The organism is Streptomyces sp. yr375 (assembly GCF_900110755.1).
In the GTDB taxonomy this organism is placed as follows: Bacteria; Actinomycetota; Actinomycetes; order Streptomycetales; family Streptomycetaceae; genus Streptomyces.
The window spans coordinates 31,001-45,774 of the sequence record NZ_FOFF01000021.1; the positions used below are offsets into that span (position 1 = coordinate 31,001).

Consider the following 14,774-nt stretch of genomic DNA (forward strand, 5'->3'; position numbering starts at 1 on the left):
GATGGCGTGGGGACCCCGGAGGGCGTAGGACGGAAGGGCACGCGGGGGCCCGCTTCGGGCGTCCCGCTCACCCCCCAGGAGGAGCCATGACCCAGCCCGGAACCATGACCGCCATGAGCCAGCAGATGCAGGACTGCGTCGAGGCGTGCATGTCCTGCCACAGCGTGTGCGAGGAGACCATGAGCTCCTGCATGCAGATGGGCGGCCAGGCCCAGATGCAGATCATGCGCGCGCTCATGGACTGCTCCGAGATGACCCGCATGTGCGCCGACATGATGATGCGGCGCTCGCCCATGTCGGCCGAGATGTGCGCCCTGTGCGCCAAGGCGTGCGAGATGTGCGCGGAGGCGTGTATGTCCATGCCGGACGATCCGCAGATGATGCGCTGCGCCGAGTCCTGTCGGCGCTGCGCCGACATGTGCCGCGCGATGGCGGGCGCCCGGATGTGACCGCTGTCTGAACGTGTCTGAACGGGATCAGGGGCGCCCTGTAGGGGGCGCCCCTGATCCGGCATCCGCTCCGCGGGTCAGTTGCCCGAGACGGTGACCTTCTCGTCGTTGTTCAGCTCGCTCACGAGCTGCTTGACCTTCGCCTTGTCCCAGACGAGGTTGCCGCCGGTGGAGCCCGAGATCGGCATGTTCATGGAGGTGCCGTCGCCGCCGTTGACGCCCTTCATCGCGAAGAACATCGACCCCAGGTCGTACAGCCCCATGTCCTTGTCGACGATCAGGGAGTCCAGGCCCGCGCCCAGCGTCGGGTACAGCTTGAAGGGGTTCAGGACCGTCGTCGGCGTCGCCACCTCGTGGGCCAGCGCCGCGAGGAACTTCTGCTGGTTCTTCGTACGCTCCAGGTCGGACGCGGCGAACGCGTGCCGGGTACGGACGAAGGCGAGGGCCTCCTCGCCGTTCAGCTTCTGCTTGCCGGCCTGGAAGTCGGCGCCCGAGTACTTGTCCTTGAAGGCCTTGTCGATGGTGATCTCGACGCCGCCGACCGCGTCCACGATCTTCGCGAAGCCGGCGAAGCCGATCTCGACGTAGTGGTCGATGCGGAGGTTGGTGTTGAACTCGACGGTGCGGACGAGGAGTTCGGGGCCGTCCTCGGCGTAGGCGGCGTTCAGCTTCACGTGCCGGCCGGTGCCCTTGTAGATCTTGCCGGACTCGGATCCGACGAACGACGGGATCTCCACGTCCGAGTCGCGGGGCAGCGAGACCAGGGTGTCGCCGTTGGACCCGACGTGCAGGATCATCATCGAGTCGGTGCGCTTGCCCTCGGCGGAGCCGGTGTGCAGCTCCTTCTTCTCCGCCGCGGACATGCCCTCACGGCTGTCGGAGCCGACGATCAGGTAGTTCGTGCCGTCGCCCGCCTCGGGCCGGTCGATGACCTTGGACAGGTCGACCTCGCGGCGCAGCTTGGAGTCGGCCCAGAAGTAGGTGCTCACCGACGTCACGACCAGCACGGTCGCGACGGTGATCGCCGTCCACTTGATGCGCCGGCGCCAGTTCGGCGCGGGCCGCGGGCCGCGGGTGACGGCGGAGCCGGGCCCACCCGGTCCACCGCCCGGTCCGCCGGGGTCGCCGCCGCCGTAGACCTGGCCCGTGTTGTAGCCGCTGTCGTAGCCGGACCCGCGGGCGTCGGTGTAGTCGCCGTATCCCTGACCGTTGACGTACGACGGCTGCGGCGGGACGCCGGCGCCCTGCGGCGGGGCGGCCGGGCCGCGACGGACCTGCCGCATGACGCGCGCGCTCTCGGGCTGCGCGCCCGCGCCGCCGTTTCCGTACCGGTTGCCGCGGTCGCCGCCGGACCATCCCTCGGGCCAATCGTTCATGCCGACCAGTGTGCAGGGCAGTGCTGTGTGCCGTACAAGGGCTGTCGGAAAATCAGGGCCCCGCCGTTGCCAAGCTGACACAAAGTCCCGGCTTGTCCCCCTCGGCATAAGGTAGAGGACATGACAGGCCAGGCCACCGCGGCGGACTCGGGCAGCAGCACGGACATCCCGGGCAAGCCCACGTCCGCGTCCCGCACCACCCTCAGCCACATCATGACCCACGCCGACACCAACCTGCTGGGCACGGTGCACGGCGGCGTGATCATGAAGCTCGTCGACGACGCGGCGGGCGCGGTGGCCGGCCGGCACTCCGGCGGGCCCGCCGTGACCGCGTCCATGGACGAGATGGCGTTCCTGGAGCCGGTCCGCGTCGGTGACCTCGTCCATGTGAAGGCCCAGGTCAACTGGACCGGCCGGACGTCGATGGAGGTCGGCGTCCGAGTCCTCGCCGAACGCTGGAACGAGTCGAACCCGGCCGCCCAGGTCGGCTCGGCCTACCTGGTCTTCGCCGCCGTCGACGCCGACGGCACCCCCCGCCTGGTCCCCCCGGTCCTCCCGGAAACCGAACGCGACGAACGCCGCTACCAGGAGGCCCAGATCCGCCGCACCCACCGCCTGGCCCGAAGGCGAGCGATCAGGGAGCTGCGGGAGCGGCGGGTGGCGGAGGGGTTGGGGGACTGAGAGCGCTGAGGGATTTCCAGAAGCGGAAACCGTAGGCCCTTGCCGGGCGTCCGAGAGGACCGGAACGATGAGTCGCGGAGCCGATGGTGACCGTTCCGGGCCGGCCAAACGGATAAAGGGAGTGTTCAGTGGTGAAGCTGACGCGACTTGTGGGTGACTGCGACGAGGGCGAGTGTCCGACGCTGTACGCCACGGACCGCGGAACGCTCGTCGTGCAAGGCGAACTACTGACCGGGCACGGCAGAGAGATCCCCGCCCACGAAGCTCTCGTCGAAATCCCCGTGGACCTGATCCGAAAGGCTGTCCGTGACAACCTCGTCTGACCGCTCTCTGGCGGACTGGTTCAGCGCCTTCGAGCAGGAGGCGTTCCGGTTGGAAACCCTGGATGACTACAGTCAGTCAGGAGGAGTGGACGCGTATCGGGCTTTCCTGGCGGGCGAAGAACAGCCGGAGTCGTACAAGGCGGCGACCTGGCTGACGACCGTGAGGAGCGCCACCGAGGTCGGCAAGCGTTTCTACCGGGTACACATCCTGTCCCGCCCGCTGACCGACTACCTCCGCTTCGAACTGTCCTGGGGATATCGCCGGAACATGACCGCCGGGGAGGAATTCTTCATCCTCGACGTCACCGAACGTGAGAACCCGATTCCGGATGCCCCCGACTTCTGGCTGTTCGACGACCGGGTCACAAGTGTGATGGCATACGACGACACCGGAAAGTATCTCGGGGGTGAACTTCTCGGAGAAGACCGGTCAGCCGAGTTCCGGGCTTACCGGGATACGGCACTCGCGCACGCCGAGCCGTTCTCGGAATGGTGGGCGCGGCACGGGGAGTGAACAGAGCTGAGCTTGGTGCCGCACTGCGGGCGCTACGGCAGGCATCCGGTAAGGAGGCCAAGGCCGTCGCCCGTGGCGCAGCCATGTCCGGCTCCAAGCTGTCCAAGATCGAGAACGGCGGCGTCCTACCGAGCGCCGTCGACGTGGAGCAGATCCTCACCGCCATAGGCGTGTCCGAGGACGTGAAGGCCGTGTACATGTCGGTCGCCCGGGCAGCGGCAACCGAGACGACAGCGTGGCGACTTTACCGGCGTCTCGGCTATCACCGGAAACAGCAGCAGATTCAGGCGATCGAGGCCCGGACCACTCTGTTGCGCCTCTTCCAGCCTTCCCTGGTTCCCGGCCTCTTGCAGACTCCTGAATACGTTCAGGCGGTCCTCGGTCGAAAGCAACTTGGCGAGGATCAAATGTCACGCGCCGTTGGGGCGAGGCTGGCAAGGCAGCACATTCTGTACGAGCCTGGGCGACAGCTTCGGTTCATTGTCACGGAGTCCGTACTCCGCTGGAGAATCGTGCCGCCACTGGTGATGGCCGGACAGCTCGACAAACTCATCTCCGTCTCCCGACTGCCGAGTGTCGACCTCCGAGTGGTACCGCTTTCGGTACGGCAGACGGACTTTCCGAGCCACTCCTTCTCGGTCAAGGACGACCGTCTCGTGACCGTCGAACCCATCCATGCCGAGCTGGCCGTAACCGATCCACGGGATGTCGCTCTGTACGTCCGGAAATTCGAGGGATTCGAGCAGGTCGCCCTCTCCGGGAATGCGATGCGATCCCTGATCACAGAGATCCGCGACGAGTTCTTGCGGCAACAGGAAACAGGCTAGAGCCACGACCTTGGACCGCCGAAGATGGCTCTATGGAAAGCCGAGAGAGAACTTCCGGTCCCGAAGCGGCGACTTCCCTGTCCGAACCGCTCACCGAACCATCGCCTGAGCCTGGCTGCTCGGACTGTCTGTCCCTGTCGGTGGCCCGGGAGAACGCCCGCTCCACGAGGGACTACAGCGCCGTGTCCGATGCCAACGTGAGGATGCGCCGGCACCGGGCGAAGACCCACTGACGGAAATGCAGACGTGGCGTGACAGCCGTACTCGGGCGGAGGACGCCACGAACGGGCTTCGCGAGGCATTGGCGGACGTCGAGCGCATGGCGAATGCGCTACTCAATTCGACGGTCGTGTCTCAGGAATCCGGGTCGTAGCCGCAGCCATTGCACGACCCGTCACCCCCGCCCCCACCCACTTCCGCCCGTTCCAGGGTGGCAGCCGGCCTGTCCGTGGCCGGGAATTCGAGCAAGAAGCAGGAGGCATATCGATGCAGAACGGAACCGACCTGTACGCCCTCGGCCTCGACTCCATCGACTTCGTTCAGGCCTGTGGTGGGCCGTGTAGCGAAGGGTGTGTGGTGCTGGCGCGGATCGCGGACGGGGTCTGGGCGTTGGGTGACAGCAAGCGGCCGGATCTGGAGCCGTTGCGGTTCACGTCGGCGGAGTTGGTGGCCGCCGGGATCGACCCTGCGCGGTTCGGGCTGTCCGGCTGACTCGCGGCACGACTACGCCGGTCTCGGCCCTACGTCACCGTCGGGTCGGGGCCGGCTTCGTTCTCGGTTCACCTTCTGATGCGAACGGGACGCGCCTTGCACCACCACGGCTATCTCTGGACCGGCCCGAAGCGGCGTTTCGACGAGGAGGCCTTGCGGCGTCCGCCCCATCCCGAGCCGCCTTCGGTCGGCAGCAGGCCCGAGTTGATCCAGCGGTATCGGGAGGTCGTCGCGGAGTTCAGGGTCGTGGATCTGCCGCCGATCGAGACGGCCAACTGGTTGCTCAAGCCGCGCACGCTCGTGCGGGGGACCTGGGACGATCCGGAGGAGGCAGCGGCCTGGCTCGGGGAGCGGCTGCGCGAGTACGCGCCCCGGTTCACCGTCGAGGCGGAGCGCGACGTCAGCCGTCTGGCGCGGCTCGTCGAGTCCGCGGTGGAGCGTCTGGCGTGGGGTGGGGATGTGTCACTCGGCTTCTATCTGGAGCATCCTTCGTATGTGTCCCTCGCCGTCGTGACCTGCTCGTACGAACGGGCCGAACCGGCCTGTCCGCTCAGGTAGTCGACGCTTTGCAGGTGTCCAGCAGGGCGTGCAGGGAGGCGGGCGTGGCGTGGAGTACGGCTCCCGGCTCGTCGGACTCCCGTAGCAGCAGTGCCTTACCGACGGACGCTGCCGCGATCTCCACGCAGTCGCGGTTTGCGTCGTCGCCGGAGAAACTGGATTTCTGCCACTGGACTTCCCGCACGGGCACCTCGCTCACGTTCACAGCCGCTGAGCCAGACTCCGGATGAGGTTCAGCGACGGCCCCGGGCTGAGGGCTACAGCCCTCAGTTGGTCGAACATCAGCTTATATGCCGCGACTTGAGCGTCATCCTCCACGTAGAGGGTGGACACAGCGGTCTCCGTTCGCACTACGTCCGTCTCCGGATCCGGTAGTCCGACGATCCCGAAGGGGCCGTTCACACCTCGGTGGGATTCGGCGGTGTAGGGCAGCACCTGGACCGCCACATGGTCTTGCTGTGCCATGTGCGCGAGGTGGGCGAGTTGGTCCCGCATGACCTCCGCGCCCCCGAACTTGGCGTGCAGCACGGCCTCGTAGAGAACGACCCACAGCTCCGGCGGCTGCCGGGTGTGGTGGCCCAGGATCTGCTGGCGGTGCATCCGGCCTCGTACGTGCTCCTCCAGTTCGCGCTCGGACGTCTCCAGGCGGCCTCGCCGAAAGAGGACCCTCATGTAATCGGGCGTCTGGAGCAGGCCGGGGACGAGGATCGTCTCCCAAGAGTGCAGGCTCAGCGCTTTTGACTCCAGCTCTACCAGATCGGCGAATCCGCCGCTGAGCACATCGCCGTAGCGGTTCCACCAGTTGCGCCGTCGGCCCTCGCGCGCCATGTCGGCCAGCGCCTGGGCAAGGGCGTCGTCCTCCACGTCGTAGGCATGCAGGAGTGCCTTGAGTTCGGCGGCGCGGATCCCGTTCAGTCCCGTCTCGATGCGGCTGATCTTCGCTTTGCCGCACTCCAGAACCTGGGCGGCCGCGTCGATCGACAGGCCCGCGCCCTCGCGCAGTCTGCGCAGCTCGGCACCGAGGCGTTTCTGACGGATGGTCGGGTTCTTGCGCGGCGGCATACCGAATGTCCTAGCAGCGCGCGACGCACTCCGAGGTCGAAACGGGCCACTTCACCAGAAGGAGTCATTCCAAGGAGGAACGCTGCACCTTTCTGGCTTCCCGCCACTACCGTCGGAGACAGAGCGCTCCCCCTCCCGGAAGAGCACCGCCACCGCACCCCATGCGGGCGGCGGCGAGGCCACCGTGTGAAGGGTGCGGAGCAACTGCCCTATTCAGACAGGGAGTTCAACCGTGAACAGCCGCCTGCCGTCCCCACACCCCGACGAGTCCTGGGAGTACCGCCTCGCCCTCCCCCCACCACGCCCTCGGCACCGGCGTCGCCCGCAGCACCGTGCGGTCGATCCTCACGCGCCACTCATGCGGTGGGCGGACGGCTCCCTTCACGTCAGCGTGCGGGACGGGAGTGGCGTGCTGCCCGCTCCGATCGTCCGAGTGGTGGAGGCGTCGAACTGGACGGCGGGCGGGGGCTGTTGCTCGTCAGTCGGTGTACGCGGGCCTGGGGTAGCCGGGCGGACGGGGACGGGAAAGTCACCTGGTTCGAGCTGCGGCCGTGACCGACGCACCTCGCCCCCGCCCGGCAGGAATGCGGGCGGGGGCGAACGTGGTGTCAAAGGGCTCCGCGGGGGGGTTACGGCAGGTTGCGGGCCATCACGATGCGCTGGATCTGGTTGGTGCCCTCGTAGATCTGGGTGATCTTGGCGTCGCGCATCATCCGTTCCACCGGGTAGTCGCGTGTGTAGCCGTAGCCGCCGAGGAGTTGGACGGCGTCCGTGGTGACCTCCATCGCGACGTCGGAGGCGAAGCACTTGGCCGCCGCGCCCTGGAAGGTGAGGTCGGGGTCCAGGCGTTCGGACTTGGCGGCTGCCGCGTACGTGAGCTGGCGGGCGGCCTCGATCTTCATGGCCATGTCGGCCAGCATGAACTGGATGCCCTGGAAGTCGGCGATCGGCTTGCCGAACTGCTTGCGCTCCTGCACGTAGTTCTTGGCGTAGTCGAAAGCGCCCTGCGCCACGCCGAGGGCCTGCGCGGCGATGGTGATGCGGGTGTGGTCCAGGGTCTTCATCGCCGTCGCGAAGCCCGTGCCCTCGTCGCCGATCATGCGGTCGGCGGGGATGCGGACGTTGTCGAAGTAGATCTCGCGGGTCGGGGAGCCCTTGATGCCGAGCTTCTTCTCCGGGGCGCCGAAGGAGACGCCCGGGTCGGACTTCTCGACGACGAAGGCCGAGATGCCCTTGCTGCGCTTCGTGGGGTCCGTCACGGCCAGCACCGTGTAGTACTCGGAGACGCCCGCGTTGGTGATCCAGCGCTTCACGCCGTTCAGGATCCAGTCGTCGCCGTCGCGGACCGCCTTGGTCCGCATGCCCGCCGCGTCCGAGCCCGCCTCCGGCTCGGAGAGGGCGTACGAGAACATCGCGTCGCCCTTGGCCAGCGGGGTCAGGTACTTCTTCTTCAGGTCCTCCGAGCCGGAGAGGATCACCGGCAGGGAGCCCAGCTTGTTCACCGCGGGGATGAGGGAGGACGAGACGCAGGCGCGCGCCACCTCCTCGATCACGATCACCGTCGCCAGCGCGTCCGCGCCGGCGCCGCCGTACGACTCGGGGACGTGCACCGCGTGCAGGTCGCTCGCCACCAGCGCGTCCAGCGCCTCCTGCGGGAAGCGGGCCTCCTCGTCCACCGCGGCGGCGTACGGCGCGATCTTCGCCTCGGCCAGCGCGCGGATGGCGTCGCGGAGCATGTCGTGCTCCTCGGACGGGCGGTACAGGTCGAAGTCAGCCGATCCGGCCACGGTGTCTCACGCTCCAAAACGCTACGTCCACGGTCACAGTCGCGGCCGCAGTCGCAGCCACTGACGCTAACTACCGTTAAGTAACTCAAATATTAAAGGTCCGCCCGACCGCCTGATACGTGAGTTTGGCGACAGCGGGCATCTCGTCGGCATCCATCCGACATCTGCCCGGTGAGGGGCGTCGGCACGCCCCGACTATGCTCGGGCCCGCAGTGACGGCATCCCCCGACTGGAGCATCCATGGCCCTCAAGATCACCGTGATCGGCACCGGCTATCTCGGCGCCACGCACGCCGCGGCCATGGCCGAGCTGGGTTTCGAGGTGCTCGCTCTCGACGTCGTGCCGGAGAAGATCGCGATGCTCGAGCGGGGCGAGACCCCGATGTACGAGCCCGGGCTCGAGGAGCTGCTGCGCAAGCACGTCGCCGGGTTCGAGGGCTCCAGCGGGCGGCTGCGGTTCACGATGGACTGGGCCGAGGTGGGGGCCTTCGGCGACGTCCACTTCGTATGCGTGAACACGCCGCAGAAGCGCGGCGAGTACGCGTGCGACATGTCGTACGTCGAGTCCGCGATCGCGTCGCTCGCGCCGCATCTGACGCGTCCCGCGCTCGTCGTCGGCAAGTCGACCGTGCCGGTCGGCTCCGCGGACCGGCTCGCCCGGACGATCGTCGAGCTCGCGCCCGCCGGCGAGGACGCCGAGCTGGCCTGGAACCCGGAGTTCCTGCGGGAGGGCTTCGCCGTCGACGACACGCTGCACCCGGACCGGATCGTGGTCGGGGTGCGCAGCGAGCGGGCCGAGGCGCTGCTGCGGCAGGTGTACGAGACGCCGCTCGGGGAAGGGTCGCCGTTCGTGGTCACCGACTTCCCCACCGCCGAGCTGGTGAAGACCGCGGCGAACTCCTTCCTGGCCACCAAGATCTCCTTCATCAACGCGATGGCGGAGGTGTGCGAGGCCGCCGGGGGCGACGTCGCGAAGCTGGCCGAGGCCATCGGGCACGACGACCGGATCGGCAAGAAGTTCCTGCGGGCCGGGATCGGTTTCGGCGGCGGGTGTCTGCCCAAGGACATCCGGGCGTTCATGGCGCGCGCCGGTGAGCTGGGGGCCGACCAGGCGCTCACCTTCCTCCGCGAGATCGACTCCATCAACATGCGCCAGCGCGGGCAGATGGTCGACCTGACCCGGCAGGCGCTGGGCGGCGGGTCCTTCCTGGGCCAGCGGGTCGCCGTGCTCGGCGCCACCTTCAAGCCCGACTCGGACGACGTCCGGGACTCCCCCGCGCTCAACGTCGCAGGTCAGATCCATCTCCAGGGCGGGCAGGTCACGGTGTACGACCCGAAGGGCATGGAGAACGCCCGCCGGGTCTTCCCGACCCTCGGGTACGCCGACACGGCGCTCGACGCGGTACGGGGCGCCGACGTCGTCCTGCACCTCACCGAGTGGCGGGAGTTCCGCGAGCTGGACCCGGCGGCGCTGGGCGAGGTCGCGACGACCCGGCTGATCCTCGACGGGCGCAACGCCCTCGACCCGGTGCTGTGGCGCAAGGCGGGGTGGACGTACCGGGCGATGGGGCGTCCCACCGCCTGACCCGGACATGACGGTGACGCCGGTTCGGCCGAGGCTCAGTCGGCCGAACCGGCGTCTTGTTGCATTCTGCACCACCGAGGTGCGCCGTGGCCGGGGAGTGTCCGGGGAGCATGCGGTACCGGGGAGCATGCGGTGACCGTCAGCGGTTACTCGCCGATGTGGGTAGCGTCCCGTGCTGTCCGTGCAGGTGACTTCGAGGAGAAGGTCATGGCTCTCGCCAAGCTGGGTGTCGTCGTCCTGGACTGTCCCGACCCGCGTGCGCTGGCCGGGTTCTACGCCGAGGTGCTGGGCGGCACCGTGGAAGTGGACGTGGCGGAGGACGGGGAAGGGGAAGGGGAAGGGGAAGGGGACTGGGTGGACTTGAAGGTGCCCGGTGGGCCGTCGCTGGCGTTTCAGGCCGCGCCCGGGTTCGTACCGCCCTCGTGGCCCGCGCCCGACCGCTCGCAGCAGTTCCATCTGGACCTGAACGTCGCCGATCTGGACGCCGCCGAGAAGGGCGTCCTCGCGCTCGGCGCGAAGCCGCTGGACACGGCGGACCGCTCGCGCTCCTGGCGGGTGTACGCCGACCCGGCCGGGCACCCGTTCTGCCTGTGCCGCGACGACCAGTCCTGAGAGGTGAGCCGGTTCAGCCGTCCAGGTGGGCGATCTGGGCCGTCGACGGCTCCCGGCGTTCCTGTGCGGCGCGGGCCGTGAAGTCGGCGCTGCGCAGGACGCGCTGCATGTTTACCCAGGTCAGCAGGGCGATGTCGGTGTCGGGCCAGCCTCGGCGGAGGAGTTCGGCGATCAGGTGCGGGTAGCCGGAGGCGTCGGCGAGACCCTGCGGGTGGGCGGCGCCGGAGTCGTACGTACCGGACAGGCCGACGCTGTCCGGGCCTGCGACCGCGCGGACGTGGTCGAGGTGGTCGGCGACGTCCCGGACGGTCGGCCCGGTCTGCTCGGCGGTCAGCGGCACCAGGCACAGGCCGCCCGCCGCGCCCAGCTCGGCGAGCAGTTCGTCGGGCAGGTTGTCGGGGTGGGGGCGCAGTTCGCGGGCGGCGGAGCGGGTGCACAGGACCGGGGTCTTGGAGAGCGCGAGGGCGCGGCCGACCGTGGTGTCGGAGGCGCCGGAGAGGTCGGCGAGCACCCCGAGCCGGTTCATCTCCCGTACGACCTCCTCGCCGAACCGGGTCAGCCCCGCCTCGCTCGCCCAGGAGGTGCCGGCGAGGGTGAGGACGCGCAGGCCGAGGGAGTGCAGGACGCGCAGGATGCCGAGGGAGTCGTCGAGCGCGGCGGCGGTGGCCGGGCCGAGGACGACGGCGACGCGGCCGCAGTTGCGGGCGTCGATGACCTGCCCGGCGCTGCGCGCGAGCCGCAGCCCCTCGGGGTGCGCGGCGATCACCGACCGGACGAGGTCCAGTTGCTCCAGGGTCGCGCCGACGGCGCGGTCGGCGGCCAGGCCCTCGGGCAGGTGCAGCGACCACAGCAGCGCGCCGACGTGCCCCTCGCGCAGCCGGGGCACGTCCGTGTCGACGGCGCTCTCGCCGAGCTGGAGGTCGTACCAGGGCAGGTGGCGCAGCGCCCAGGGCAGCCCGCTGTAGCCGTCGGCGACGGGGTGCGCGACGAGGAGGGCACGGGCCCGGTCCAGGTCGTCGTCCACAGCGACCGTGGCAGCGACCGGGCCGGCGACGGGTTCGGCCTGGACCTCGTCGAGCTCCTTGTCGCGTTCGCCGGCCTCGGGGAGGGTGTGCAGTTCGTCCTGGAGGTCGGCCATGACGGTCTCCGTACGTCGAGCAGCAGTACGGTCACCGTCCCACGGCCGGGGGTGTTCTTCCTGGTGGGCGGGGCGTTCGGGGTAGTCAGCCGTCCAGTGACTCGAGTGTCGCGTTGGACGGGGGGCGGGTCGCTCGGAGGTCGCGGGACACGTCTTCCGCCGCGCCCAGGACGCGTAGCGCGTTCTGCCAGGTCAGTTTGGCCAGGTCGGTGGTGGACCAGCCGCGGTCGAGGAGTTCCGCGATCAGGTTGGGGTAGCCGGAGACGTCGGCCAGGCCGTCGGGGGTGAAGGCCGTGCCGTCGTAGTCGCCGCCGATGCCGAGGTGGTCGACGCCGGCGACCTCGCGCATGTGGTCGAGGTGGTCGGCGACCGTGGCGACGGTGGCGACCGGGCGGGGGCGGCGTGCCTCGAAGGCGCGGTGGACCTGCATCGCCTCGGGGGTGGTGGCCAGGTGGTGGAAGCCGTGGGCGCGCATGTTGTCGTCGGCCTCGGCCGTCCAGTCGACCGCCGCCTGGAGGACGAACTTGGGCACGAACGTCACCATCGCCATGCCGCCGTTGGCGGGCAGCCGCTCCAGGACGTCGTCCGGGATGTTGCGGGGGTGGTCGCAGACGGCGCGGGCCGAGGAGTGGGAGAAGATCACCGGCGCGACGGTCGTGTCGAGCGCGTCGCGCATCGTCGTGGCCGCGACGTGCGAGAGGTCGACGAGCATGCCCTCGCGGTTCATCTCGCGCACGACCGCGCGGCCGAACGCGGACAGGCCGCCGACCCCGGGCTCGTCGGTCGCGGAGTCCGCCCACGCGGTGTTGTCGTTGTGGGTGAGGGTCAGGTAGCGGACGCCGAGCGCGTACAGGGCGCGCAGGGTGGCCAGGGAGTTGTCGATCGAGTGGCCGCCCTCGGCGCCCATGAGGGAGGCGATACGGCCCTCCGCGCGCGCCGCCGCCATGTCGGCGGCCGTCAGCGCGGCCCTCAGGTCCGCCGGGTGACGGGCGATCAACTGCCGTACGCAGTCGATCTGTTCGAGCGTCGCCGTCACCGCGTCCGGCAGGTCGGAGCGCACGTACACCGACCAGTACTGCGCGCCGACCCCGCCCTCACGCAGCCGCGGGAGGTCCGTGTGCAGGTGGGCGTTCTGCGGGGTGGCGAGGTCGCGGGCGTCGAGGTCGTAGCGGACCTGTTCGCGCAGCGCCCAGGGCAGGTCGTTGTGGCCGTCGACGACCGGGAACTCGCGCAGGAGTTCCCGGGCCGCGTCCAGGGAGGCCGAGCGTGTCACGTCCGTCACCTGGCCGTCACTTCCCGAAGCCGAAACCGCCGCCGGCCCCCTCGACCTTGGCGCGCAGCCGCTTGCCCTTCTCGGTGGCCTGGTCGTTCAGCTCCTGCTGGAACTCCCGCATCCGGCCGAGCAGTTCCTCGTCGTGGGTGGCGAGGATGCGGGCGGCGAGCAGGCCCGCGTTGCGCGCGCCGGCGACGGAGACGGTGGCGACCGGGACGCCGGCCGGCATCTGCACGATCGACAGCAGGCTGTCCATGCCGTCCAGGTACTTCAGGGGCACGGGCACGCCGATGACGGGCAGCGGGGTGACCGAGGCGAGCATGCCGGGCAGGTGGGCCGCGCCGCCCGCGCCCGCGATGATCACCTTGAGCCCGCGACCGTCCGCCTGCTCGCCGTAGGCGACCATCTCGCGCGGCATGCGGTGCGCGGAGACGACGTCGACCTCGTACGCGATCTCGAACTCGTCGAGGGCCTGGGCTGCGGCCTCCATGACGGGCCAGTCGGAGTCCGACCCCATGACGATGCCGACGACGGGGCCCGCGGGGCTGGTGGGGCTCATTCGGTGATCGTGCCTCTCAGGTAACCGGCTGCGTGACGTGCGCGCTCGAGGACGTCGTCCAGGTCGTCGCCGTAGGTGTTGACGTGGCCGACCTTGCGGCCGGGCTTCACGTCCTTGCCGTACATGTGGATCTTCAGCCGGGGGTCGCGGGCCATGCAGTGCAGGTACGCCGCGTACATGTCCGGGTAGTCGCCGCCGAGCACGTTGCACATGACGGTCCAGGTGTCGCGGCTGCGCGGATCGCCCAGCGGGAGGTCCAGGACCGCGCGGACGTGGTTGGCGAACTGGGACGTGATCGCGCCGTCCTGCGTCCAGTGGCCCGAGTTGTGCGGGCGCATCGCGAGTTCGTTGACGAGGATGCGGCCGTCGCGGGTCTCGAAGAGCTCGACCGCGAGGTGGCCGACCACGCCCAGCTCCTTGGCGATGCGCAGCGCCAGCTCCTCGGCCTTGAGGGCGAGCGTCTCGTCCAGGCCGGGGGCCGGGGCTATGACGGTGTCGCAGACGCCGTTCACCTGCCGGGACTCGACCACCGGGTACGCGACCGCCTGGCCGTGCGGGGAGCGTACGACGTTGGCGGCGAGCTCGCGGACGTAGTCGACCTTCTCCTCCGCCAGGACCGGCACGCCGGCGCGGAAGGGCTCCGCGGCCTCCGCCTCGCCGTCGACGACCCACACACCCTTGCCGTCGTAGCCGCCCCGGACGGTCTTGAGGACCACCGGGAAGCCGTCGCCCTCGGCGGCGAACGCGGCGATGTCCGCCGGGTCGGTCACGATCCGGTGCCTGGGGCACGGGACGCCGATCGCGTCGAGCTTCGCGCGCATCACCCCCTTGTCCTGGGCGTGCACGAGCGCGTCGGGGCCCGGGCGGACGGGGATGCCGTCCGCCTCCAGCGCCCTGAGGTGCTCGGTGGGTACATGTTCGTGATCGAAAGTGATCACATCGCACCCGCGCGCGAACTCGCGCAGCGTGTCGAGATCGCGGTAGTCGCCGATGACGACGTCGCTCACGACCTGCGCCGCGGATTCCTGCGGGGTGTCACCGAGGAGCTTGAACCTGATGCCGAGCGGGATGCCCGCCTCGTGTGTCATACGAGCGAGCTGACCCCCGCCGACCATGCCGACTACCGGAAACGTCACCACCCCAGGATATCGGCCAGGCCGGTGTGGCCGGATCCCGCGCCCCTTACCCGTACCTTTCCGGCCTCACACCTGCTGTTTCCCTGCCTCTTCCCCGCTGGTCACCGGCTCGTGAGGCGGACCACAGGAAACCGACAAGAGTGGTGGTTAGCATGGCTTGGTTGACGAAACCGAACCCGAACGG

17 protein-coding genes are annotated in these 14,774 nt (G+C 69.4%); 9 read left to right on the forward strand and 8 right to left on the reverse strand.

All coding sequences use genetic code 11. The features are described 5' to 3' along the window. The first annotated feature begins 86 nt into the window (after nt 1-86). Nucleotides 87-449, forward strand: a complete 363-nt coding sequence (locus BMZ82_RS21225; protein WP_093778091.1) for a four-helix bundle copper-binding protein — start codon at nt 87-89, stop codon at nt 447-449. Between the two features lie 77 nt (nt 450-526). On the opposite strand, the gene BMZ82_RS21230 is transcribed toward BMZ82_RS21225, so the two are convergent. After that, nucleotides 527-1,825, reverse strand: coding sequence for an LCP family protein (locus BMZ82_RS21230; RefSeq protein WP_093778093.1), 1,299 nt, complete (start codon nt 1,823-1,825; stop codon nt 527-529). 120 nt (nt 1,826-1,945) lie between these two features. Between BMZ82_RS21230 and BMZ82_RS21235 the strand changes: the two genes are divergently transcribed. The 6 genes from BMZ82_RS21235 (at nt 1,946) to BMZ82_RS21265 (ending at nt 5,439) form a co-directional block, all read left to right on the forward strand. Next, a complete protein-coding gene (locus tag BMZ82_RS21235) occupies nt 1,946-2,506 on the forward strand; it encodes an acyl-CoA thioesterase (RefSeq protein ID WP_093778095.1) in 561 nt (186 codons plus the stop codon). A 131-nt stretch (nt 2,507-2,637) separates the two neighbouring features. Further along, a complete protein-coding gene (locus tag BMZ82_RS21240; RefSeq protein ID WP_093778272.1) occupies nt 2,638-2,829 on the forward strand; it encodes a hypothetical protein in 192 nt (63 codons plus the stop codon). Next, nucleotides 2,813-3,343 carry a DUF6879 family protein gene (locus tag BMZ82_RS21245; RefSeq protein ID WP_093778097.1) on the forward strand — a complete coding sequence of 177 codons (531 nt, stop codon included), beginning with the start codon at nt 2,813-2,815 and terminating at the stop codon, nt 3,341-3,343. Before BMZ82_RS21240 ends, BMZ82_RS21245 begins: the two co-directional genes overlap by 17 nt. Further along, complete coding sequence (locus BMZ82_RS21250) at nt 3,340-4,170, forward strand: helix-turn-helix domain-containing protein (protein WP_093778270.1); 831 nt, start codon at nt 3,340-3,342, stop codon at nt 4,168-4,170. The genes BMZ82_RS21245 and BMZ82_RS21250 overlap by 4 nt, the downstream gene beginning before the upstream one ends. A 486-nt stretch (nt 4,171-4,656) precedes the next feature. After that, entirely contained in the window at nt 4,657-4,881 is a 225-nt protein-coding gene (locus BMZ82_RS21260) for a DUF397 domain-containing protein (RefSeq protein WP_093778101.1), read from the forward strand. 96 nt (nt 4,882-4,977) lie between these two features. Continuing rightward, a complete protein-coding gene (locus BMZ82_RS21265) occupies nt 4,978-5,439 on the forward strand; it encodes a hypothetical protein (RefSeq protein ID WP_093778103.1) in 462 nt (153 codons plus the stop codon). Here BMZ82_RS21265 and BMZ82_RS21270 read toward each other — a convergent pair. The 3 genes from BMZ82_RS21270 to BMZ82_RS21280 form a co-directional block, all read right to left on the reverse strand. Next, nucleotides 5,432-5,638 carry a DUF397 domain-containing protein gene (locus tag BMZ82_RS21270; protein WP_093778274.1) on the reverse strand — a complete coding sequence of 69 codons (207 nt, stop codon included), beginning with the start codon at nt 5,636-5,638 and terminating at the stop codon, nt 5,432-5,434. The two genes, BMZ82_RS21265 and BMZ82_RS21270, sit on opposite strands and share 8 nt — an antisense overlap. 2 nt (nt 5,639-5,640) lie before the next feature. Further along, nucleotides 5,641-6,501: a helix-turn-helix domain-containing protein gene (locus tag BMZ82_RS21275; protein WP_093778104.1), complete on the reverse strand. Its 861-nt coding sequence runs from the start codon at nt 6,499-6,501 to the stop codon at nt 5,641-5,643. A 629-nt stretch (nt 6,502-7,130) separates the two neighbouring features. Beyond that, nucleotides 7,131-8,288, reverse strand: coding sequence for an acyl-CoA dehydrogenase (locus tag BMZ82_RS21280; protein WP_093778105.1), 1,158 nt, complete (start codon nt 8,286-8,288; stop codon nt 7,131-7,133). A 240-nt stretch (nt 8,289-8,528) separates the two neighbouring features. On the opposite strand from BMZ82_RS21280, the gene BMZ82_RS21285 reads away from it, so the two are divergent. Both BMZ82_RS21285 and BMZ82_RS21290 read left to right on the forward strand, forming a co-directional pair. Then, the gene (locus tag BMZ82_RS21285) at nt 8,529-9,872 is read left to right on the forward strand and encodes a UDP-glucose dehydrogenase family protein (RefSeq protein ID WP_093778107.1); all 1,344 of its coding nucleotides are present in this window, start codon (nt 8,529-8,531) and stop codon (nt 9,870-9,872) included. Between the two features lie 207 nt (nt 9,873-10,079). Next, nucleotides 10,080-10,484, forward strand: coding sequence for a VOC family protein (locus tag BMZ82_RS21290; protein ID WP_093778109.1), 405 nt, complete (start codon nt 10,080-10,082; stop codon nt 10,482-10,484). Between the two features lie 13 nt (nt 10,485-10,497). Here BMZ82_RS21290 and BMZ82_RS21295 read toward each other — a convergent pair whose 3' ends face one another. From BMZ82_RS21295 to BMZ82_RS21310, 4 genes are all read right to left on the reverse strand, one after another. Then, a complete protein-coding gene (locus BMZ82_RS21295; protein WP_093778111.1) occupies nt 10,498-11,622 on the reverse strand; it encodes a dipeptidase in 1,125 nt (374 codons plus the stop codon). Nucleotides 11,623-11,707: 85 nt separating this feature from the next. Beyond that, on the reverse strand, nt 11,708-12,895 hold the full coding sequence (locus BMZ82_RS21300; protein ID WP_093778276.1) for a dipeptidase: 1,188 nt from the start codon (nt 12,893-12,895) through the stop codon (nt 11,708-11,710). A gap of 16 nt (nt 12,896-12,911) precedes the next feature. Continuing rightward, nucleotides 12,912-13,454, reverse strand: a complete 543-nt coding sequence (gene purE, locus BMZ82_RS21305) for a 5-(carboxyamino)imidazole ribonucleotide mutase (RefSeq protein ID WP_093778113.1) — start codon at nt 13,452-13,454, stop codon at nt 12,912-12,914. Beyond that, the gene (locus tag BMZ82_RS21310) at nt 13,451-14,590 is read right to left on the reverse strand and encodes a 5-(carboxyamino)imidazole ribonucleotide synthase (RefSeq protein WP_093778278.1); all 1,140 of its coding nucleotides are present in this window, start codon (nt 14,588-14,590) and stop codon (nt 13,451-13,453) included. Before BMZ82_RS21310 ends, purE begins: the two co-directional genes overlap by 4 nt. Between the last annotated feature and the right edge of the window lie 184 nt (nt 14,591-14,774).

What these genes read in the sequence shown, in the direction of transcription:
- BMZ82_RS21225 (WP_093778091.1), top strand. Translation starts at nt 87, where the DNA reads ATGACCCAGCCCGGAACCATGACCGCCATGAGCCAGCAGATGCAGGAC.
- BMZ82_RS21230 (WP_093778093.1), bottom strand. Translation starts at nt 1,825, where the DNA reads ATGAACGATTGGCCCGAGGGATGGTCCGGCGGCGACCGCGGCAACCGG.
- BMZ82_RS21235 (WP_093778095.1), top strand. Translation starts at nt 1,946, where the DNA reads ATGACAGGCCAGGCCACCGCGGCGGACTCGGGCAGCAGCACGGACATC.
- BMZ82_RS21260 (WP_093778101.1), top strand. Translation starts at nt 4,657, where the DNA reads ATGCAGAACGGAACCGACCTGTACGCCCTCGGCCTCGACTCCATCGAC.
- BMZ82_RS21275 (WP_093778104.1), bottom strand. Translation starts at nt 6,501, where the DNA reads ATGCCGCCGCGCAAGAACCCGACCATCCGTCAGAAACGCCTCGGTGCC.
- BMZ82_RS21285 (WP_093778107.1), top strand. Translation starts at nt 8,529, where the DNA reads ATGGCCCTCAAGATCACCGTGATCGGCACCGGCTATCTCGGCGCCACG.
- BMZ82_RS21290 (WP_093778109.1), top strand. Translation starts at nt 10,080, where the DNA reads ATGGCTCTCGCCAAGCTGGGTGTCGTCGTCCTGGACTGTCCCGACCCG.
- BMZ82_RS21295 (WP_093778111.1), bottom strand. Translation starts at nt 11,622, where the DNA reads ATGGCCGACCTCCAGGACGAACTGCACACCCTCCCCGAGGCCGGCGAA.
- purE (WP_093778113.1), bottom strand. Translation starts at nt 13,454, where the DNA reads ATGAGCCCCACCAGCCCCGCGGGCCCCGTCGTCGGCATCGTCATGGGG.